This window comes from Methylorubrum extorquens, assembly GCF_024169925.1.
Classification (GTDB): Bacteria; Pseudomonadota; Alphaproteobacteria; order Rhizobiales; family Beijerinckiaceae; genus Methylobacterium; species Methylobacterium extorquens_A.
This window is the reverse complement of sequence record NZ_JALJXF010000001.1, coordinates 1,635,572-1,653,467: the sequence shown is the minus strand read 5'-3', so window position 1 is coordinate 1,653,467 and position 17,896 is coordinate 1,635,572. Positions and strand designations below refer to the sequence as shown.

Genomic DNA, 17,896 nt, shown 5'->3' with positions numbered 1-17,896 from the left:
GATATCGCGGCGAGGCCGAAACGCTCAGTAGCGCGGGCCGCCCGTGGTGTTGCCGAGCTGCTGCTGGTAGCCGGGCCGCTCCGGGTTGCGGGCGTTCGGGTTGCCGTGGTGGTGGGTGTTCATCCGGCGGCGGTGGCGCTCGGCCTTGGTCGAGTGGTGGTGGCCGAGGACGCTCCGGTGGGAGCGGTGCCAGTGCCGGTCGCGAACGGTCTCGACCGTCTGGCCGGCGATCAGGCCGGGGGCCGGCATGGCCGGGGCGGCGGAGGCCGACACCACTCCCAGACCGAGGCTGCCAAGCAGCGCGCCGGCTGCGAGTGTCAGGGCAATGCGCATCGTCGTCTCTCCGTCGCATGCAAGGGCCGCACGCTGAGCCCACAAGTCGCAGCTCGCCGGCCCGTTCCAAAAAAATCCCACAGTGCGTTAACAAATCTTCGTGGGCGTCATGTGGGGCACGCTACATCGCCAACGGTTGCGCCCCGGCCCGAACCGCGGCACCTCGCCGGGCATGTCGTCCCCCGCGCCATCCTCTTCTCCCCCGCTCCCGATCGAGGCCGCACTCCCCGGCCTGCGCGCGGCCCTCCGCGAGCGTGCCTCCGCCGTGCTCGTGGCACCGCCCGGCGCCGGCAAGACCACGCGGGTGCCGCTGGCGCTCCTCGACGAGCCATGGCTCGGCGCGCAAAAGATCATCCTGCTGGAACCCCGGCGGCTCGCGGCCCGCGGGGCGGCCGAGCGCATGGCCTCCACCCTCGGCGAGCGGGTCGGCGACACGGTCGGCCTGCGCGTGCGGCTTGGCTCGAAGATCTCGGCCCGCACCCGGATCGAGGTCGTCACCGAGGGCGTGTTCACCCGGATGATCCTCGACGACCCGGAACTGACCGGCATCGGCGCGGTGCTGTTCGACGAGTTCCACGAACGCTCCCTCGATGCCGACCTCGGGCTGGCCTTCGCTCTCGACGCGCAGGGCGCGCTGCGGGAGGATCTGCGCATCCTCGTGATGTCGGCGACCCTCGACGGCGCCCGCGTGGCGGGGCTTCTCGGCGATGCGCCCGTGGTGGAATCGGAAGGGCGCGCCTACCCGGTCGAGACGCGCCATCTCGACCGCGACCCGAATCAGCGCATCGAGGAGGCGATGGCCGCCGCGATCCTGCGGGCGCTGCGGGCCGATCCGGGGTCCGTGCTCGCCTTCCTGCCGGGGCAGGCGGAGATCCGCCGCACCGCCGAGCGGCTGGAAGGGCGCCTGCCCGACGACGCCAGTCTCGCGCCCCTCTACGGCGCCCTCACCCAGGGCGAGCAAGACCGGGCGGTGGCCCCTGCGCCTCCGGGGCGGCGCAAGGTGGTGCTGGCGACCTCCATCGCCGAGACCTCGCTGACGATCCAGGGCGTGCGCATCGTCGTGGATTCCGGGCTTGCCCGCGTGCCGCTCTACGAGCCCGGCAACGGCATGACCCGGCTCGTCACCGCGCGGGCCTCGCGCGCCTCGGTCGATCAGCGCCGGGGCCGCGCCGGCCGCACCGAGCCGGGCGTCTGCTGGCGGCTCTGGCCGGAGGCGGCGACCGCCGCCCTCGAACCCTTCGCCCGGCCCGAGATTCTTTCCGCCGATCTGGCCGGGCTCACCCTCGACTGCGCCGCCTGGGGTGTCACCGACCCGACCGCCCTGCCCTTCCTCGATCCGCCGCCCGCGCCGGCGCTGGCCGAGGCGCGGGCGATGCTGGCCGATCTCGGCGCGCTGGATTCCGACGGGCGGCTCACGGCCACCGGCCACACCCTGCGCAGCCTGCCGCTGCCGCCCCGGCTCGCCCGGATGGTCGCCCGCGCCGCCGAAGCCGGCCAAGCCCGCATGGCGGCCGATCTCGCCGCCGTTCTGGTCGAGCGCGGGCTCGGTGGCGACGCGGTGGATTTGGCCGAGCGCCTCGACCGCTTCCGCCGCGACCGCGGGGGCCGGGCCGCCGACATGCGCCGCCTCGCGGAGGGCTGGGCGCGCCAAGCGTCCAAGGCGGGGGATGCCGGCGAGCCCGATCCCCTGATGGCCGAGCCCGGTGCCCTGCTGGCGCTGGCCTATCCCGACCGGGTGGCGCGGGCGCGGGGCCGCGAGGGCGCCTTCTTGATGGCGAACGGCCGCGCCGGCCTCGTCGACCCGGTGAGCCCGCTCGCCCGTGAGACCTTCATCGTCGTCGCGGACCTCACGGGTGCGGCGGCCTCCGCGCGGATCCTGTCCGCCGTCGCCATCGCTCCCCAAGCCATCGACGCGCTGTTCGCCGACCGCATCGGCACGGTGCGCAGCGTCAGCTTCGATAAGGAGGCGCGGGCCCTGCGCGCCCGCGAGGGCCGTCGCCTCGGCGCCGTGACGCTCGACGAGCGCACCCTCCCCGTCCCGGCCGATGGGGAGGCGGCGCGGGTGCTGGCCCGCGGCATCGCCGGGCTCGGCCTCGACCGCCTGCCCTGGACGCCCGCCCTGGCGCAGTGGCGCACCCGCGTCCGTTTCCTCCACGGCGCGCAGGGAGGGGCGGAGGGGGGCGAATGGCCCGACCTGTCCGACGAGGCCCTGGCGGCCCGTGTCGAGGAATGGCTGGCCCCGGCCATCGTCGGGCGTACCTCGCTCGCGGCGATCACCGCCGACGATCTCGGCCAGGCGCTGCAAGGCCTGCTGCCGTGGACGCTGCGCGCCCGCCTGGAGACTGAGGCGCCGAGCCATGTCGAGGTGCCGACGGGCTCGCGCATCCCGGTCGATTACGAGTCGGGCCCCGAGCCGGTGCTCGCGGTGCGGGTGCAGGAGCTGTTCGGCCTCGACCGGCATCCGGCGCTGGGCGGAGGACGCGTGCCGCTGGTGCTCCACCTGCTCTCGCCGGCCCACCGGCCGATCCAGATCACCCGCGATCTGCCGGGCTTCTGGCGCGGCTCTTGGGGCGCGGTCCGCTCCGAGATGCGCGGCCGCTATCCGCGCCACCCCTGGCCGGAGGACCCGCTCAGCGAGGCCCCGACCCGGCGGGTGAAGCCAAAGGGGACGTAAAAGTGGACGTGGCGGGCGCTCGCGGCATCAGCCAGATCAGCAGCCGGTGGGTCGGCCAAGCGATCAGAAACGGGATGGCGACGAGGAGACCCGCGAACCACGCCCAGGCCGGCATCCAGGTCTGGGCGGCATGGTCGCTCATGCCCCAGACATAGTTGATGTTGACCGGCGTCAGCCCCGGATCGGGCCGCGGCGGCGGCATCAGGAAGACGCAGACGAACAGGAGGATGACGGCCAGCGCCGACCACGCCGCCCAGGCGCGCCGGTCGTAGCCGAGCCGCCAGACGAGGAACACGAGCAGGAACGGCAGCCAGCCGTGGAACAGCGACAGGCCCCGCAGGAGCGGCAAGGTGTCCGCGTTGAACATGTAGGCGGTCATGCCGGTGAGCGGAAAGCCCGCGGCCTGCGCCAGAAAATCGACGGCCCAGAGCAACTGCGGCGCGAGGATGCCGACCGCGCAGACCGAGACGAGGAGCGCGCTCTCCGCCCAGATGCCGACGAGGGTCAGGATCAGGGCGACGTCGCAGAAGTACAGGAAGTTCGTCGGCCCGTAACTGGCGAGATAGACCGGGAGCAGCACCGCCATGAAGGCCGAATAGGCGAGCTTGAGGCTCAAGGGGATGCGCGAACGCGCACCGCCGCGGTGCCCTTGCCCGATCATGCTGGTGTCCGCCGCCGCCGCGCTGCCGACCGGCCCCCCGGAAAGACCCATTGTCGCCCCCTGTCGTTTCCGGCTTGACCGTGGACGAGATTCGCTTCCGTGAGCGTGAGGGAACGCACGCGACCGGTCGCGTCCGGCGTTATCGCCGGATCGAGTGGGATGCGGTGCCGTTCTGAAGAGCCTTGGGGGAGAACGATCCGATGCGCTCAGTGGCCGGCTGCGTCCTCTTCCCTCTGTTCGGGCTCGTGCTCACAGCCGCGGCGGCCCCTGCGCAGTCCCCGCCGGATGCAGGCGGAGCCCGGCCGCTGGTCATTCCCCAGGTCGAGGGCGAGCGCCAGGGCAAGGTTCTGGGCCGGGCGCTCGCCTGCGGCACGGAGCGTGAGCGGGTCGATCGGGTGCTGAGATCCGGCCGCGAGCGCATGATGGCGGCGGTCGGCCGGGCGCTCACGGAGGAGCGCTACGTGCTCGCGCTCGACGACGCGATGCGCCTGGAGACGAGCCTGCCGGCGCCCTCTCCGAGTGCATGCGAGAAGGCGCTGGCCGGGCTCGAACGCCTGGAGAAGGCGCCGTAGACGCAAAGGCGATCAGGAAAAGCGGCCGCCCTTCTGGATCACCTCGATCTTGTAGCCGTCCGGGTCGGTGGCGAAGAAGAAGGTCGCGAGCGCGGTCTCGCCGTGCTTGAGCGTTTTGACGGGGGTAGCCGGAAGCCCCTCGCGCTCGAAGCGGGCGTGCTCGGCCTCGGCATCCTCCACCACGAAGGCGAGATGGCCGTAGCCGTCGCCGAGATCGTAGGGTGTGGTGCGGTCCTTGTTGACCGTCAGTTCGAGTTCGAACGGCGAGGACGGGTCGCGCAGGTAGAGCAGCGTGAAGTCCGGAAAGTCGAACCGGTCGGCCGGCTCCAGGCCGAAGGCGCGGGCATAGTAGTCGCGCGAGCGCGCCTCGTCGCGGACGCGGATCATGGTGTGGACGGGCTTAGCCATCGGCTCTCTCTCCCGGTTGCGGATGATGTGCGGACGAGCGCCCATCTGGCGCAGCCCGGCCGGGCGGGAAGGGCTTTTGCCGTTTACCCTTCGTCAACCCTACCGGGCGCTTGCTGCCGGCAATGATGCGCACCGCGTCCCTCGATTCCGTCGATCCCGAAGCCCTGCTGCCGCCGGGCGACGCCGCCCTGCGCGCGGCGATGCGGGGCTGGCGCGAGGCGCTGGCGCGGGAGCGGCGCATGGCCGCCAACACGGTCGAGGCCTATGAGCGCGACCTGCGCCAATTCCTGATCCATCGCGCCGCCCGCGCCGGCACGCCCACCATCGCCGGGCTGATCGCCCTGAAACCCCGCGACCTGCGCGCCTTCATGGCCGCGCGCCGGGCCGAGGGGATCGGCGGGCGCTCCCTGATGCGGATGCTGGCGGGGCTGCGTTCCTTCGCCCGCTTCCTCGAACGGGAGGGGCACGGCAGCGTCGCGGCGCTCGGCGCGGTGCGCTCGCCCAAGGTCGAGCGGCGCCTGCCGCGCCCGCTCCCCATCTCCGCCGCGCTGGCGATGACCGCGCCCGAGACCCGCCCCGACGACGACCGCGCTCCGTGGGTGCTCGCCCGCGACGCGGCGGTGATCGCCCTCCTCTACGGCTCGGGGCTGCGCATCTCGGAGGCTTTGGGGCTCACCGCCCGCGACGCGCCGATGCCGGGCATCGACGAGGTGCGGGTGACGGGCAAGGGCGGCAAGGTCCGCGCCGTGCCGGTGCTGCCGACGGTCGCCGAGGCGGTGGCCGCCTACTTGTCGCTCTGCCCACACACCCTCGACCCGGAGGGGCCGCTCTTCGTCGGCGTGAAGGGTGGGCCGCTCTCGCCGCGGGTGGTTCAGTACGCGGTTTCCGCGCTCCGCGGGGCGCTCGGCCTGCCCGAGAGCGCGACGCCGCACGCCCTGCGACATTCCTTCGCGACGCATCTGCTCGCCCGCCGGGGCGAGCTGCGGGCGATCCAGGAACTGCTCGGCCACGCCTCGCTCTCGACCACGCAGATCTACACCAAGGTCGATGCCGCCCGCCTGATGAGCGCCTTCGAGGACGCCCATCCCCGCGCCCGGCGGCTGCCGCCCTCGGAACCGGCGTCCGTGCGGTCCGAAACCGTTGATGCAGAGCAAAGCCCGAGCGACCGGTCTGGCTATTCTGTCCGGCAGGATAGGCCGGCGGAGCGCAGAAATGCGTGAGTTTGCTCCCTTCACCTTGGTCTTGCCGCGATTGAGTGGCGGATTGTCATCAACCAGGCGGTCGAAAGCCGCCGTTTCAGCAGCCCCAAGGAGTGTCCGATGCGCGTGAGCGGAATCTGTCTCGCGATCCTGCCGGTCCTCGCCGTCCTGGCCGTCACGGCCACGGTGAAGACGCTCCTCCTCCCCGTCACCGCCGTGCGCCTGCTCGCCCGCGGCCGTGCCGCGCGGGCCTGACCGGGCTCGGACGGGCCCGTTCAGGAGAAGCGCTCGACCAGCCCGCACGGCCTTTCGAGCGCTGTCCCCCGAAAGAATCCCGTCACGCCCAGCGCCAGCCGCCGGGTTCGATGACGAGGATGCTGCCCTGGCGGATGCCGAGCCGCGGGGCGGCGTAGATGTCGAGATGGCCGGCGATGACCAGCAGCGCCCGGGCGACGCCGCCATGGGCGACCATCACGGTCGGTCGGCGTAGCTCCGCCACCACTTCCTCCACCCGCGCCTCGACCATCGCGTAGCTCTCCGCCCCCTCCCCGCGCGGCTGGTAGCCCCAGCGGTCACGGTCGCGCGCGGCGGCGCCGGTGGGATCGCGCCGCCGGATCTCGGCCCAAGTCCGGCCTTCCCAGGCGCCGAAGCCGATCTCGCGCAGCCGCACATCGGCCCGGTAGCCCCCCGCGGGCAGGCCGATGCCGGTGCGCAGGATCTCCATCGTCCGGCGGGTGCGGGTGAGCGGGCTCGCGACGTAGTCGGCCGTGGGCAGTTCCGCTCCGGCGACCCGGCGCAAGCGCTTGGCCGCCTCCGCCGCGTGGGCGAGCCCGGTGGCGTTGAGATCGGTGTCGCGGTGGCCCTGAAGGCGCCCCTCCGCGTTCCAGTCGGTCTGGCCGTGGCGCACGAACCAGATCGTCGGCACCCCGCTCATGCGGCGGCTCCGGTGCAACCGGCGCATCCCTTCGAACACCCCGCCTTCGAAGACCCCGACGCGCCGGATCGGGAACGGCGAAGGCGGCGCATCTGTTGGGGCTCCAAGCTTATCCCTTCCTTGCGGGTCCGCGACGGCGGTCGCGCAATCGGCTCGTGAGCAGGTAATCTTCGGCATGGCGCGCAAGAACGGCAAGGACGGCAAGAGCGCCGGGAGTGAAAAAAGCGCCGGGCGCGACAAAGCGGCGGAAACACAACCGCAGGCGGCGTGGCCCGACCATCCGCCGTCCTTCGCCGGCTGGGCCCGTTCGGCGATCGCGGGCACGGGCACCGCGCCGAGCCTGTCCCCGCATCTTCACCCGGTCCTGCCGCCGGCCGCGCCCGGCATCGTCACGGTCGAACCCGGCCAGAGCGTCAACCTCGCCGCGATCGATCCCGACGCCACCGGCGGTCTCGAGAAGGCGGCGGCCAAGGCCGAACTCGACGCGCAGCGCACGCGCATCAAGGGCTTGCAGGAAAAGCTCTACGCCGAGCACCGCCGCTCCCTGCTCGTGGTGTTCCAGGCGATCGATACCGGCGGCAAGGACGGCACCATCCGCAACGTGTTGGAGGGGGTGAACCCGCAGGGCTGCCGGGTCTGGTCGTTCAAGTTGCCGAGCGCCGAGGAACTCGATCAGGATTTCCTCTGGCGCTACCACCTGCGCACGCCCGGCCGCGGCCTGATCGGCGTGTTCAACCGCAGCCATTACGAGGACGTGCTCGTGGTGCGGGTGAAGGGCCTCGTGCCGGAGGAGACCTGGCGCGAGCGCTACGGGATCATCAACGATTTCGAGCGGCTGCTCACGGTCTCGGGTACGGTGATCCTCAAGTTCTTCCTGCACATCTCCAAGGACGAGCAGAAGGAGCGCCTGGAGGCGCGCCTCGCCGACCCGGAGAAGCACTGGAAGTTCGACCCCGCCGACCTCGTGGAGCGCAAGAGCTGGGACGCCTACCAGACCGCCTTCAACGATGCGCTCGCCCGCTGCTCGACACCCTACGCTCCCTGGCACGTGGTGCCGGCCAACCGCAAATGGGCCCGCAACGTCATGGTCGCCCGCACCATCGCCGACACGCTGGAAGCGATGGACCCGCGTTTTCCCGAGCCGCGCAAGGGGTTGGACGGCATCAAGGTGCCAGATTGAGCCTGCGCAAACTCGGGAGGCGGGCTTTCCGAATCGGTCTCGAAACGGTCTAGATCGGCGCCCTTCCAGGCTCACGGGGGCACACCGATGCCGACGGTTCGCGAGATCGAGGCGGCCGGGTACCGGTCGCTGAAGAGCATCCGCTTTCCGGTCGGATCACTCTCGGTCTTCGTCGGCGGCAACGGCACCGGCAAGACCAACCTCTACCGCGCCCTCGGCCTGCTCCAGACGGCCGCCTCCGGGCGGCTGACGCGGGCGCTCGCCGCCGAGGGCGGGATGGAATCCGTGCTCTGGGCCGGCGCCCGCCGCAAGGGCGAGCCGGCGCGGGTGCGGCTGTCTGCTGAACTGGCGGACGAGACCACCGGCCACGCCTATACCTATGCGGTCGAGGTCGGTATCCCGCCGCCGATAAGCAGCGCGGCTTTCGCCCTGGAGCCGCAGGTGAAGAGCGAGCGGCTCACCGTGCAGGCCGGCGCGCGACCGGTCACGGTGCTTGACCGCGACGGGCCGGCGGGCTTCGTGCGCGACGAGGAGGGCCGCAAGCGCTCCTTCGGCACCGACCTGCTGCCGACCGAGACGGCGCTGGCCGCGTTGCAGGACGCAGTGCGCTTTCCCGAATTGCAGATCGTGCGGCAGGCGCTTGGTGCGTGGCGCTTCTACCACGATGTGCGCACCGATGCGGGCTCGCCGCTCCGCCGCCCCTGCCTCGCGGTGACGACGCCGACCTTGGCCTCCGACGGCGCCGACCTCGCCGCCGTCTTCGCGACGTTGGCCCATATCCGCGGCGATACGATCGACCTCGACGCGGCGTTCGCCGACGCCTTTCCCGGCGCCTGCCTTGTCGTGCCGCCGCCGGAGCGCGAGGCGCGGTTCGGCGTGATCTTCGCCGAGTATCCGAAGCGGATCTTCGAACCGTCCGAACTCTCCGACGGGACGCTGCGCTACCTCGCGCTCGCGGGCGCGCTGCTCGCTTACCGGCTGCCGCCCTTCCTCGCGCTCAACGAACCCGAAACCAGCCTGCACCCGGACCTGATGGAGCCGCTGGCGCGGATGATCGTGCAGGCCTCGAGTCGAACGCAGGTCTGGCTGGTCACGCATTCCGAGCGCCTTGCCGCGGCGGTCACCGGGTCGAGCGGCGTGCGTCCGCGCCTCGTGCTCAAGCGCGAGGGGGCGACCTGGATCGAGGGGCTGCGTTTGGCCGGTGACTTTTCCGACGAGGACGGGGAGGAGTGAGATGCGGGTCGCGCTACAGGCGGTGCTGACCGGTCGCGTCGCGCCGCTGGGGGAGAAGGGCGCGGCGAGCGCCATCGCCAAGATGCCTGTGGAGGGGCCGGTCGCCGTGGGGCCGCTCGGTCTCGCGGGCGACGAGCAGGCCGACCGGCGTGTCCATGGCGGCCCGGAAAAGGCCGTGCACCACTACGCCCTCGACCATGCCGCCGCGTGGCGCGCGGAGTTGCCCGGCCTGCCTGATCTGCTGGAGCGGCCCGGTGCCTTCGGCGAGAATGTTTCGACCCATGGCCTGACCGAGGCCGAGATCTGCGTCGGCGATCTCTGGCGGGTGGGGAGCGCCCTGCTTCAGGTCTCGCAGGCGCGCCAGCCCTGCTTCAAGCTGAACCTGCGCTTTTCCGTGCCGGACATGGCCCGGCGGGTGCAGGCGAGCGGACGCACCGGCTGGTACTACCGGGTGATCGAGACGGGCGTCGTGGCGGCTGACGACGTGCTCGAACTCGTCGAGCGCCCGCATCCGGACTGGCCGCTGTCGCGGCTCCTGCACCACTTCTACGTGGACCGCCTCGACGCGGCGGCCTTGCGGACGATCGCCGGTCTCGCGCCCCTCACCGAATCCTGGCGGACGCTCGCCGCCCGCCGGCTCGCGAGCGGCGCCGTGGAGGATTGGCGCCGACGGCTCGGGGAAGAGAGGTGAACCCTATTCCCGCTCGCGGGTGATGTCCGGCGCGTCCGGGTTCTTCATGCCGACGACGTGGTAGCCGGCATCGACGTGGAGGATCTCGCCGGTCATGCCGCGGGACATGTCGGAGAACAGGTAGGCCGCCGTCTCGCCGACTTCCTCGATGGTCACGGTCCGGCGCATCGGCGCGTTGTACTCGTTCCACTTGAGGATGTAGCGGAAGTCGCCGATCCCTGAGGCCGCCAGCGTCTTGATCGGCCCGGCCGAGATCGCGTTGACGCGGATCTGCTTCGGCCCGAGATCGGCGGCGAGGTAGCGCACGGAGGCTTCCAGCGCGGCCTTGGCGACACCCATCACGTTGTAGTGGGGCATCCACTTCTCGGCGCCGTAATAGGTCAGAGTCAGCATCGACCCGCCGTTGCGCATGATCTTTTCCGCGCGCTGTGCCACCGCCGTGAACGAGTAGCACGAGATCAGCAGCGACTTGGTGAAGTTCGCCTCCGAGGTCTCGAGATAGCGCCCCGTCAGCTCGTCCTTGTCGGAGAAGGCGATGCAGTGGACGACGAAATCGATCCCGTCCGGGAACACCTCGGCGGTCGCAGCGAAGGCGGAATCGATCGAGGCCGGATCGGTGACGTCGCAATGGCCGACCACATGCGCGTTCAGCTCGCGCGCCAGCGGCTCGACGCGCTTCTTCAGCGCCTCGCCCTGGTAGGTGAAGGCCAATTCCGCCCCGTGCGCGGCGGCGCTGCGGGCGATACCCCAGGCGATCGAGCGGTTGTTGGCCACGCCCAATACCAGCCCGCGCTTGCCCGCGAGCAGCCCGCCCGGCTTCTGTTCCGACATGCGTCACCTTCGCTTCGGCCGCGCGGGCGCCTCTTGAGGGGCAGCCCTGCGCCGGGGGCTTCCTTAGCCGAGGGTGGCCGGAGGGGGAAGCCTCAAGGCGCACGGGATCGCCTCAGGGCGATCCCGGTGAACCCGTTCGGGCCTCGATCGCCAACAGCCCAGCGGCGGAATATGCGAGCCCTCGCTCCGCTCGACGCCTCGGCAGAAACCGAGGCCCGCCCTGTGGCACGACGCGCCTTACGCCGTCCCGGCCTTGGCCTCGCGGCGGCGGCGGGCATACTCGGTCAGGGCCGCGTCGTCCGTGGCCGGCAGAACGATGGCGGTGGTGGCGAACAGGTCGCCGCGGGTGCCGTCCTTCTTCGGAAGGCCCTTTCCGCGCAGGCGGAAGGTGCGGCCGGAACTCGTCATCGCCGGCACCTTCATTTCGACCGCGCCGGTCAGGGTCGGCACGCGCAGGGCGCCGCCGAGCACCGCATCCTCCAGCGGCAGATCGACGATGGCGCGCAGATCCGCGCCCTCCACTTTGAACACCGGATGGGTTTGGATGCGGATGGTCAGCAGCGCGTCGCCGGGCTCGCCGCGGGGACCGCCCGCGCCGCCGAGGCCGCGCAGGCGGATGGTCTGGCCATCGACGACGCCCTTGGGAATCATCACGTCGACGTCGCGCCCGCCCGGCAAGCCGATGCGCATCTTCTCCTCGCCCGCGACCTGTTCGAGCGTCACGCTGAGTTCGGCTGCGACATCTTCGCCGCGGATCGGCCCCCCGCGCCCGCCCGGCCCGGCACCGCCCGCGCGGAACGCCTCACCGAAGATGTGGCTGATGAAGTCTTCCCCGACGCCGCCCGGCCCAGCACCGCCGGCCCCGCCGCGTCGCTGGGTGAAGCCTTCGAAGTCGAAGCCGCCTCCGCCGCCGCCCCGCCCGCCGCCGAACCCGGAAAAGCCCTCGAAGCCGGTCGCGCGCGGCTTGCCCTCGGCGTCGATCTCGCCGCGGTCGAACTGGCCGCGCTTCTCCTTGTCGCCGAGGATCTCATAGGCGGTGTTCGCCTCCGAGAAGCGCTCCTTGGCCTTCGGGTCCTTGTTGCTGTCGGGGTGGTACGCCTTGGCGAGCTTGCGGAAGGCCTTCTTGATTTCGGCCTCGCCCGCGCCCTTGGGGACACCCAGAACGTCGTAGGGGTTTCGCATCGGCATTCTTTTGAGGGGGTCGCAACCGGATAGGGATACGGCCTCTGCCGCACGTCTTCAACGTGGGAAGGGCGTTGCCGCTCTGCAACAGCCCCCGAGGCCCCGTTCACCGGTCCGCGATCACTTTATCGTCCGGCTCTGCGCGAAAGCCTCAGGAGCGGGCATGGGGGTTGGAGGTGCGCACCCGCTTCAGCTCCCACTCGCCGCCGGACGGCTTGCAGCCGGTGCCGCGCACGAAGCGGTTGTTGGCGCCGCCTACCACCGTTGCGAGGAAGTCGCGGCAGATCTCGTCGCCGGCGACATAGGGCAGGCCGGTCGGGTTGATGCTGCCGCGCATGGCGGTCTCCGGGTTGTCCCACTTCACCGGGCGGCCGTTGCCCTGCGGATCGAGGGCGACGGAGAGCGCGGCGTGGGCGCGGCGCCAATCCTCGCCGTCGAGGTCGCGCCCGAAGCTCGCGGGCCGCTTCGGAATGCTACCGGTGACGAGCGGTTCGGGCGCGGCCGGCGCCTCCTCCGCCTTGAAGGACAGGATCGGCCCGCTGCACGCGCCGCAGGAGAGGGCGGCAAGGCCGAGGGTCAGCAGACCCGCGATCCGGGCGCCGAAACCGCATCGTGTCGCATATCCACGGGTCGAACCGGCCCTCCCTTCGGGGGAGAGCGCTGGGGCGAGGCCTTTACACGGACGCAGACGCATTACACCTGAACTCGAGACAGACGGGGGTCCGACGGAGTTGCTGCCCGACGTCGGTGCCCCCCGACCCGGCTGCCACAGGGAAGAAAATGGCCATCGATCGGTTAAGAGAGGGTGATGCGAACGCGCCTTCGGTCCATCCGGAGGACTTCACCTTGTCGTGCGACCCCTGGGCGCTGTTCGCCGCGTGGATGACGGAGGCGGAGGCCTCCGAGCCCGTCGACGCCAACGCGATGGCGCTCGCCACCGCCGACGCGGATGGCCTGCCCGACGTGCGGGTGGTGCTGTTGAAGGGCTTCGATCCGCGCGGGCTCGTCTTCTACACCAACGCCGAGTCGGCCAAGGGCGGGCAGCTTCGCGCCAACCCGCAGGCGGCGACGGTGCTGTACTGGAAGTCTCTCGGCCGGCAGATCCGCACCCGCGGCCCCGTCTCCCCCGTGACCCGCGAGGAGGCCGACGCCTATTTCGCGAGCCGCCACCGCGACAGCCGCATCGGCGCCATCGCCAGCCAGCAATCGCGTCCGCTCACCGATCGCCCGACCCTGATGGCCGAGGTCGCCGCCCTGTCGGAGAAGTACGAGAACGGCCCGGTGCCGCGCCCCGAGCACTGGCTCGGCTTCCGCATCGCCCCGGTGCAGTTGGAGTTCTGGCAGAACGGCGCCTTCCGCCTGCACGACCGGGTGCGCTTCACCCGCGACGGCGACGGCTGGGCCCGCGCGCGGCTCTATCCCTGATTTTGACGCCCTGATCGGAGACGATCAGGGCCGCTCAGGGCATTACCGAGCGGATCGCCGCGACCAGGCTCTCTTCGGTGTAGGGCTTGCGGATGAACAATCCGTCGGTCGGCACGTCGCCGGGCGCGGGCCGCACCTTGCCGGAGGTGATGACGATGCCGATGCGCGGCCAGCGCCGGTCGATGCAGGCGGCGAGCTTGATCCCGTCGATGCCGAGCGGCATGTCGATGTCGGTCACGACGACGCACACCGCTCCGCCCGCGTCCTGCTCCTGGTCGAGAATGCGGATCGCCTCGTTGCCGTTGGTGGCCTCGCGCACGGTGAAGCCGGCCTCCACGATCAGCTCGACCGCAGCGTGCCGGATCACGGCATCGTCCTCCACGACAAGGACGGTCGGCCTCGCGTCCGTCTCGCTCACACCCGTTGCATCCCTCGTCCGAGCACGCGTCTGATCCGCCGGCACGATCTCTCGAATCCGCGACCCCGCTCCGGGGTTGCATGAAGGCCGACGCAGGACAAGCGGGGAAGACGCGTGGGGGCCCATGGCACCGGCCGTTCCGGGTGCGCAGGCTGGGGGCTATCGCGTGAAGTGCTCCGCCGGGCCCCGAGGCGCTGCGTCTCCGGCGCCTTTCGCAATGCAGCGCGGCCCTGGATTTCCGGCGGGGCGCGGCTTATCCCTTGGTAAAGACCCAGCCCCTCCCGCTCACCGCGGTGCGCGGGGCGGGCAGCGAGGAACCGGCTTTGGCCTCATCCAACGATCGTCGACGGGTGCTGCTGCTCACCGGCGCCAGCCGGGGCATCGGGCACGCCACCGTCAAACGCTTCTCCGCCGCGGGCTGGCGGGTCATCACCTGTTCGCGCCACCCCTTCCCCGAGAACTGCCCCTGGGAGATGGGACCGGAGGATCACCTCCAGGTCGATCTCGCCAACGCGGCGGACACGGTGCGCGGGGTGCGCGAGGTCGCCGAGCGGCTCGCCGCCGAGGGCGGCCTGCTGCACGCGCTCGTCAACAATGCCGGCATCTCGCCGAAGGGCCCGGAGGGCGAGCGGCTCGGCGCGCTCACCACCGAGTACGAGGATTGGGCCCGCGTCTTCCAAGTGAACTTCTTCGCACCGATCCTGCTGGCGCGGGGGCTGTGCGACGAGTTGACCCGCGCGCGCGGCTCGATCGTCAACGTCACCTCGATCGCCGGCTCGCGGGTCCACCCCTTCGCGGGTGCCGCCTACGGCACTTCGAAGGCGGCGCTCGCCGGTCTCACCCGCGAGATGGCCGCGGATTTCGGGCCGCTCGGTGTGCGCGTCAACGCGATCTCGCCCGGTGAGATCGACACCTCGATCCTCTCGCCCGGCACCGACAAGCTGGTGGAGCAGATCCCGCAGCGCCGGCTCGGCACCCCGGACGAGGTCGCCAAGGCGATCTACTTTCTCTGCATCGAGGCCTCCTCCTACGTGAACGGCGCCGAACTTCACATCAACGGCGGACAGCATGTCTGACCGCCGGGCGGTTCTCGCCGCCCTGCTGTCGCTGGCCGCCTTCCCCGCCCTCGCGGCGGGGGATGGGCCGCCCGTCGAGCCGGTCGCGCTGCCGTTTGCCGTCAAGGCGATGCGCGGCCCCGGTAGCGACGTGGCCCTCTCGGTGGCGACCTCCGGATTGCTGCCGGTCGCCCGTGCGCCTGCCAGCGCCGACCCGAAGGCAACGGGCAGCACCGCTCCGCAATCCGTCGTCGTGGTCTGGGGCGACGGCGGCGGTGCCGTGCTGAGTCTCGAAGGCGATCACCTGCGCACCACGCTGATCGGTGCCGAGGCGATCGAAGGGTTCGCCGCTGCCGAGACGCCGCGCGGGGCCGTGCCGGGCTCGCGCCGCGCCCTCGACGGGCCGCTCAGCGCCTATCTCACCGGCCCGACCCGCGCGCTCGGCGGCGCGCAGGGCCAGGGGAGCGTGCTGACCTTGCGCGAGCGCCAGCCCCTCGGCGTCACCGCCGAGCCGAAGGCCGTACCGGTGACGACCCAGACCCTCGCGCCGGGGAACGACCGGGTGTTTGCCGGCCGCACGCCTCACATCACACGTCTCGACGGCCGCCCGGCGGTGGCCGCCGTGACCGCGCAGGGACCGGCCGTCTCCGGTCTCGCCGTCGCGGCGAAGGGGGCGGACGGCGTCTGGACCCTCCGGGCGCAGACGCCGCCGCAAGCGGGCCAGGGGCCCGAGGGCGCGCCGCTGGCGCTCGCCGCCGTCAGTGACTTCACCGGCAGCGGCCAGCCGCAGATCGCCGCGATCCGCGCGCCCGACGGCGAGGGCGTGCTCCAGTTCTGGCGCATCGCCGATGGAACCTTGAGCCTCGCGGGCGAAGCGCCGGGCTATGCCGGCCCGGCGGCGGGCGAAGCGGCGGATCTCGCCGCTCCCGTTCCCCGCGGCGGCGGCGCCCCGCCCGACCTCGCCCTGCCGGTGGCGGGCCGCGGCGCCCTGGCGGTAGTGTCGTGGAAGGGCGCCACTCCCGTCGAGCGGACGCGCTTCCCCCTGCCCGCTCCGGCCGCTCACGGTGTCGCCGTGCTCGACGCGGGCGGAACCGCCAAGACAATCCTCGTCGGGCTCGCCGACGGGCGCCTCGTCGCGGTTTCCGCGCCGTGAGCGACCCGGGACAGGAGGACGGGCGGCTGTTTCCGGCGCGCCCGCTGATCGGGGTTTCGGTCGCGGTGATCCGCGACGGCCGCGTGCTGCTCGCCGCCCGCGCCAACGAGCCGATGCGCGGCGTCTGGACCCTGCCCGGCGGCCTCGTGGAGGCGGGTGAATCCCTCGCGGCGGGGGCGTTACGCGAATTGCAGGAAGAAGTCGGATCGCTCGCCGAGGTGGTCGGCCCGAGCCTGACGCCGACCGAGATCATCCTGCGGGATGAAACCGACCGCATCCGCCATCATTACGTGATCCATCCCCACGCCGCCCTCTGGCGCGCCGTCGAGCCGGTGCCCGGGCCGGAGGCGCTCGCCGTGCGCTGGGCCAGCCTCGACGAGGTCGCGGGCCTGGCCACCACGCCGGGGCTGATCGAGACCCTGCGCGAGGCGTTCTCCCGCATACGAACGGCGGCAGAAGGCTCGGCAGAAGGCTTGGTATGAGAACGGGACTGGCCCGCCTGATCTTCGCCGCCCTGCTCGCTTTGACTCCGGCGGCGGAGGCGTTCGCGCAGCAGCGCTCCGGCACGGCCCGATCCGCGCCGAAGCCGCCGGAGAAGGAGAAGGAGCCGCCCCCCCCGGCCGAGCCGCCGCCCGCGCCCTATGACCGCGACCTGATGCGGCTGTCCGAGATCGTTGGGGCGCTCGCCTTCCTGCGCACGCTGTGCGCTGCGCCGGACGCCGCCGAATGGCCGGCGCGGATGAAGGCGATCCTCGACAGCGAGGGGATCACGCAGAGCCGCCGCGACCGCCTCGCCGGCGCTTACAATCGCGGTTTCCGCGGCTACAGCCTGACCTACCGGGTCTGTACCCCCGCCGCGAACGAAGCCGCCCGTCGCTACGTCGCCGAGGGCGAGCGGCTCTCGCACGCCATCGCCGGGCGGTTCGGCGGTTAATATCGTATCCGGTTCGATCGCATCGGATCGGCGTCTTCCGAGCCTCGTCAATCGCCCGAAAGCCGGTGGCTGCTTTTCGGGGCGATGCGCTAGATCCCTGGTTTGACACGCATTTTCCTGCTGGTCCGATTTTCGTTTCAACAGAATCCGCTCCGGATTCGGCCGTGCAATCGCGTTTGTGGCGGCTTCGCCACACTCCGGAGGCCTTGCGAAATTCCTTCGCAATTGCGCCTCCGCGTTAACCTCTTCGCAATTCCCTGCTTCCCGGCCCGTGAAGGCTGCCGTATCGTGACGATGTCTTGCCGGCACTGTTCCGGCCGAGAAACGAAGCCGCCCGCCATGATCCACGATGCCGATACCGCAACCTTCGATGCCGACGCGGAGAGCAAGCGCCTCGCGCTCGGCCTCGTGACGGAAGCTTTCGCGGAGGGCTGCCTCGACGGGATCGACGGCGACTGCATGGCCCAGGCGGCCCTGTTCGCGGCGTTCCAGGAGTTGGTCGCCACCTACGGCGAGGACGCCACCGCCCGCTACGCGGAGACCCTGCCGGAGCGCATCCGCGGCGGCGGGTTCACCACGACGCTGCAGCACTGAGGGCTACCCGCGGACCGGCACGGACGGACAATTCCGAGATCAAGCGCGTTCGCGGCTGTGGCTCGGCAACGATGAAGTGGGGTGCCGGCTCGCCGCTACCCTGGGCGGCGAAGCAGTCCCTTCCCTCGATAGGACCTTGGAGGCTTCAGCCGTAATCGGCGTCGAGCACGGGCGCGTCGGGAGCTTGGCGGTCGAGGCTCTCCTGGTACTGCAGGCAGCCCCGCATGAATTTCGGCCAGGGCGGCACGGCGATGTCCGGCGCAGCTGGCTCCGGCAGCAGACCCCACAGCTTCGGATGGTGCCAACAGAGAGCGTGGCCGGTGGCGTCGCGGTGCTCGCAGATGCCGGCGCGCAGACGGCGGACCTCTTCCACGAGCTGTTCGCGCGTCAGACCGTCGAGATCCTCGTCCATGCTGACT

The 17,896-nt window shown here is 71.5% G+C and carries 22 protein-coding genes; 13 read left to right on the top strand and 9 right to left on the bottom strand.

The features are described from left to right. Positions 1-24: 24 nt before the first annotated feature. Positions 25-333, bottom strand: a complete 309-nt coding sequence (locus J2W78_RS07880) for a hypothetical protein (RefSeq protein WP_253369505.1) — start codon at positions 331-333, stop codon at positions 25-27. A 172-nt stretch (positions 334-505) separates the two neighbouring features. Between J2W78_RS07880 and hrpB the strand changes: the two genes are divergently transcribed. Continuing rightward, positions 506-3,007, top strand: coding sequence for an ATP-dependent helicase HrpB (gene hrpB, locus J2W78_RS07875; protein WP_253369504.1), 2,502 nt, complete (start codon positions 506-508; stop codon positions 3,005-3,007). On the opposite strand, the gene J2W78_RS07870 is transcribed toward hrpB, so the two are convergent. Continuing rightward, positions 2,964-3,668, bottom strand: coding sequence for a hypothetical protein (locus J2W78_RS07870; RefSeq protein WP_253373995.1), 705 nt, complete (start codon positions 3,666-3,668; stop codon positions 2,964-2,966). The two genes, hrpB and J2W78_RS07870, sit on opposite strands and share 44 nt — an antisense overlap. 200 nt (positions 3,669-3,868) lie before the next feature. Between J2W78_RS07870 and J2W78_RS07865 the strand changes: the two genes are divergently transcribed. Beyond that, positions 3,869-4,240 (top strand): hypothetical protein, encoded by a 372-nt coding sequence (locus J2W78_RS07865; protein ID WP_253369502.1) that lies wholly within the window; start codon positions 3,869-3,871, stop codon positions 4,238-4,240. A gap of 12 nt (positions 4,241-4,252) precedes the next feature. Here the strand turns inward: J2W78_RS07865 and J2W78_RS07860 are convergent, their stop codons facing one another. Further along, positions 4,253-4,648, bottom strand: coding sequence for a VOC family protein (locus J2W78_RS07860; protein ID WP_253369500.1), 396 nt, complete (start codon positions 4,646-4,648; stop codon positions 4,253-4,255). Positions 4,649-4,770: 122 nt separating this feature from the next. Between J2W78_RS07860 and J2W78_RS07855 the strand changes: the two genes are divergently transcribed. Together J2W78_RS07855 and J2W78_RS24715 are read left to right on the top strand one after the other, a co-directional pair. Further along, positions 4,771-5,868 carry a tyrosine recombinase XerC gene (locus J2W78_RS07855; RefSeq protein WP_253369497.1) on the top strand — a complete coding sequence of 366 codons (1,098 nt, stop codon included), beginning with the start codon at positions 4,771-4,773 and terminating at the stop codon, positions 5,866-5,868. Positions 5,869-5,967: 99 nt separating this feature from the next. Then, positions 5,968-6,102 (top strand): hypothetical protein, encoded by a 135-nt coding sequence (locus J2W78_RS24715; protein ID WP_003606816.1) that lies wholly within the window; start codon positions 5,968-5,970, stop codon positions 6,100-6,102. A gap of 82 nt (positions 6,103-6,184) precedes the next feature. On the opposite strand, the gene J2W78_RS07850 is transcribed toward J2W78_RS24715, so the two are convergent. Then, complete coding sequence (locus J2W78_RS07850) at positions 6,185-6,781, bottom strand: histidine phosphatase family protein (RefSeq protein ID WP_253369495.1); 597 nt, start codon at positions 6,779-6,781, stop codon at positions 6,185-6,187. A 175-nt stretch (positions 6,782-6,956) separates the two neighbouring features. On the opposite strand from J2W78_RS07850, the gene J2W78_RS07845 reads away from it, so the two are divergent. The 3 genes from J2W78_RS07845 (at position 6,957) to J2W78_RS07835 (ending at position 9,885) form a co-directional block, all read left to right on the top strand. Beyond that, entirely contained in the window at positions 6,957-7,961 is a 1,005-nt protein-coding gene (locus tag J2W78_RS07845) for a polyphosphate kinase 2 family protein (protein ID WP_253369493.1), read from the top strand. Between the two features lie 87 nt (positions 7,962-8,048). Beyond that, positions 8,049-9,194 carry an AAA family ATPase gene (locus J2W78_RS07840; protein ID WP_253369491.1) on the top strand — a complete coding sequence of 382 codons (1,146 nt, stop codon included), beginning with the start codon at positions 8,049-8,051 and terminating at the stop codon, positions 9,192-9,194. Between the two features lies 1 nt (position 9,195). After that, the gene (locus tag J2W78_RS07835) at positions 9,196-9,885 is read left to right on the top strand and encodes an MOSC domain-containing protein (protein ID WP_253369489.1); all 690 of its coding nucleotides are present in this window, start codon (positions 9,196-9,198) and stop codon (positions 9,883-9,885) included. 3 nt (positions 9,886-9,888) lie between these two features. On the opposite strand, the gene fabI is transcribed toward J2W78_RS07835, so the two are convergent. From fabI to J2W78_RS07820, 3 genes are all read right to left on the bottom strand, one after another. Further along, the gene (gene fabI, locus J2W78_RS07830) at positions 9,889-10,716 is read right to left on the bottom strand and encodes an enoyl-ACP reductase FabI (RefSeq protein WP_003605474.1); all 828 of its coding nucleotides are present in this window, start codon (positions 10,714-10,716) and stop codon (positions 9,889-9,891) included. Between the two features lie 237 nt (positions 10,717-10,953). After that, positions 10,954-11,898 carry a DnaJ C-terminal domain-containing protein gene (locus J2W78_RS07825; RefSeq protein ID WP_253369486.1) on the bottom strand — a complete coding sequence of 315 codons (945 nt, stop codon included), beginning with the start codon at positions 11,896-11,898 and terminating at the stop codon, positions 10,954-10,956. 151 nt (positions 11,899-12,049) lie between these two features. Then, entirely contained in the window at positions 12,050-12,592 is a 543-nt protein-coding gene (locus tag J2W78_RS07820) for an RT0821/Lpp0805 family surface protein (protein WP_253369485.1), read from the bottom strand. Between the two features lie 86 nt (positions 12,593-12,678). Here J2W78_RS07820 and pdxH point away from each other — a divergent pair, with 86 nt between their 5' ends. Next, positions 12,679-13,323 (top strand): pyridoxamine 5'-phosphate oxidase, encoded by a 645-nt coding sequence (gene pdxH, locus J2W78_RS07815; RefSeq protein WP_253369483.1) that lies wholly within the window; start codon positions 12,679-12,681, stop codon positions 13,321-13,323. A 34-nt stretch (positions 13,324-13,357) separates the two neighbouring features. On the opposite strand, the gene J2W78_RS07810 is transcribed toward pdxH, so the two are convergent. Then, complete coding sequence (locus J2W78_RS07810) at positions 13,358-13,741, bottom strand: response regulator (protein ID WP_253369481.1); 384 nt, start codon at positions 13,739-13,741, stop codon at positions 13,358-13,360. Positions 13,742-14,094: 353 nt separating this feature from the next. On the opposite strand from J2W78_RS07810, the gene J2W78_RS07805 reads away from it, so the two are divergent. The 5 genes from J2W78_RS07805 to J2W78_RS07785 all read left to right on the top strand — a co-directional run bounded on the left by J2W78_RS07805 (position 14,095) and on the right by J2W78_RS07785 (position 17,477). Continuing rightward, positions 14,095-14,817 (top strand): SDR family NAD(P)-dependent oxidoreductase, encoded by a 723-nt coding sequence (locus tag J2W78_RS07805; RefSeq protein ID WP_060772393.1) that lies wholly within the window; start codon positions 14,095-14,097, stop codon positions 14,815-14,817. After that, complete coding sequence (locus tag J2W78_RS07800) at positions 14,810-15,949, top strand: hypothetical protein (RefSeq protein ID WP_253369479.1); 1,140 nt, start codon at positions 14,810-14,812, stop codon at positions 15,947-15,949. The genes J2W78_RS07805 and J2W78_RS07800 overlap by 8 nt, the downstream gene beginning before the upstream one ends. Beyond that, positions 15,946-16,431, top strand: a complete 486-nt coding sequence (locus J2W78_RS07795; RefSeq protein ID WP_253369477.1) for an NUDIX hydrolase — start codon at positions 15,946-15,948, stop codon at positions 16,429-16,431. Before J2W78_RS07800 ends, J2W78_RS07795 begins: the two co-directional genes overlap by 4 nt. Beyond that, positions 16,428-16,883, top strand: coding sequence for a TIGR02301 family protein (locus J2W78_RS07790; RefSeq protein WP_253369475.1), 456 nt, complete (start codon positions 16,428-16,430; stop codon positions 16,881-16,883). The genes J2W78_RS07795 and J2W78_RS07790 overlap by 4 nt, the downstream gene beginning before the upstream one ends. Positions 16,884-17,222: 339 nt before the next feature. Continuing rightward, positions 17,223-17,477 carry a hypothetical protein gene (locus tag J2W78_RS07785; protein WP_003604705.1) on the top strand — a complete coding sequence of 85 codons (255 nt, stop codon included), beginning with the start codon at positions 17,223-17,225 and terminating at the stop codon, positions 17,475-17,477. Positions 17,478-17,622: 145 nt separating this feature from the next. On the opposite strand, the gene J2W78_RS07780 is transcribed toward J2W78_RS07785, so the two are convergent. Continuing rightward, entirely contained in the window at positions 17,623-17,889 is a 267-nt protein-coding gene (locus tag J2W78_RS07780) for a hypothetical protein (RefSeq protein ID WP_253369473.1), read from the bottom strand. Between the last annotated feature and the right edge of the window lie 7 nt (positions 17,890-17,896).

Coding starts and splice junctions, on each gene's coding strand:
- J2W78_RS07880 (WP_253369505.1), bottom strand. CDS start 333: ATGCGCATTGCCCTGACACTCGCAGCCGGCGCGCTGCTTGGCAGCCTC.
- hrpB (WP_253369504.1), top strand. CDS start 506: ATGTCGTCCCCCGCGCCATCCTCTTCTCCCCCGCTCCCGATCGAGGCC.
- J2W78_RS07870 (WP_253373995.1), bottom strand. CDS start 3,668: ATGATCGGGCAAGGGCACCGCGGCGGTGCGCGTTCGCGCATCCCCTTG.
- J2W78_RS07865 (WP_253369502.1), top strand. CDS start 3,869: ATGCGCTCAGTGGCCGGCTGCGTCCTCTTCCCTCTGTTCGGGCTCGTG.
- J2W78_RS07860 (WP_253369500.1), bottom strand. CDS start 4,648: ATGGCTAAGCCCGTCCACACCATGATCCGCGTCCGCGACGAGGCGCGC.
- J2W78_RS07855 (WP_253369497.1), top strand. CDS start 4,771: ATGATGCGCACCGCGTCCCTCGATTCCGTCGATCCCGAAGCCCTGCTG.
- J2W78_RS24715 (WP_003606816.1), top strand. CDS start 5,968: ATGCGCGTGAGCGGAATCTGTCTCGCGATCCTGCCGGTCCTCGCCGTC.
- J2W78_RS07850 (WP_253369495.1), bottom strand. CDS start 6,781: ATGAGCGGGGTGCCGACGATCTGGTTCGTGCGCCACGGCCAGACCGAC.
- J2W78_RS07845 (WP_253369493.1), top strand. CDS start 6,957: ATGGCGCGCAAGAACGGCAAGGACGGCAAGAGCGCCGGGAGTGAAAAA.
- J2W78_RS07840 (WP_253369491.1), top strand. CDS start 8,049: ATGCCGACGGTTCGCGAGATCGAGGCGGCCGGGTACCGGTCGCTGAAG.
- J2W78_RS07835 (WP_253369489.1), top strand. CDS start 9,196: ATGCGGGTCGCGCTACAGGCGGTGCTGACCGGTCGCGTCGCGCCGCTG.
- fabI (WP_003605474.1), bottom strand. CDS start 10,716: ATGTCGGAACAGAAGCCGGGCGGGCTGCTCGCGGGCAAGCGCGGGCTG.
- J2W78_RS07825 (WP_253369486.1), bottom strand. CDS start 11,898: ATGCGAAACCCCTACGACGTTCTGGGTGTCCCCAAGGGCGCGGGCGAG.
- J2W78_RS07820 (WP_253369485.1), bottom strand. CDS start 12,592: ATGCGTCTGCGTCCGTGTAAAGGCCTCGCCCCAGCGCTCTCCCCCGAA.
- pdxH (WP_253369483.1), top strand. CDS start 12,679: ATGGCCATCGATCGGTTAAGAGAGGGTGATGCGAACGCGCCTTCGGTC.
- J2W78_RS07800 (WP_253369479.1), top strand. CDS start 14,810: ATGTCTGACCGCCGGGCGGTTCTCGCCGCCCTGCTGTCGCTGGCCGCC.
- J2W78_RS07790 (WP_253369475.1), top strand. CDS start 16,428: ATGAGAACGGGACTGGCCCGCCTGATCTTCGCCGCCCTGCTCGCTTTG.
- J2W78_RS07785 (WP_003604705.1), top strand. CDS start 17,223: ATGATCCACGATGCCGATACCGCAACCTTCGATGCCGACGCGGAGAGC.
- J2W78_RS07780 (WP_253369473.1), bottom strand. CDS start 17,889: ATGGACGAGGATCTCGACGGTCTGACGCGCGAACAGCTCGTGGAAGAG.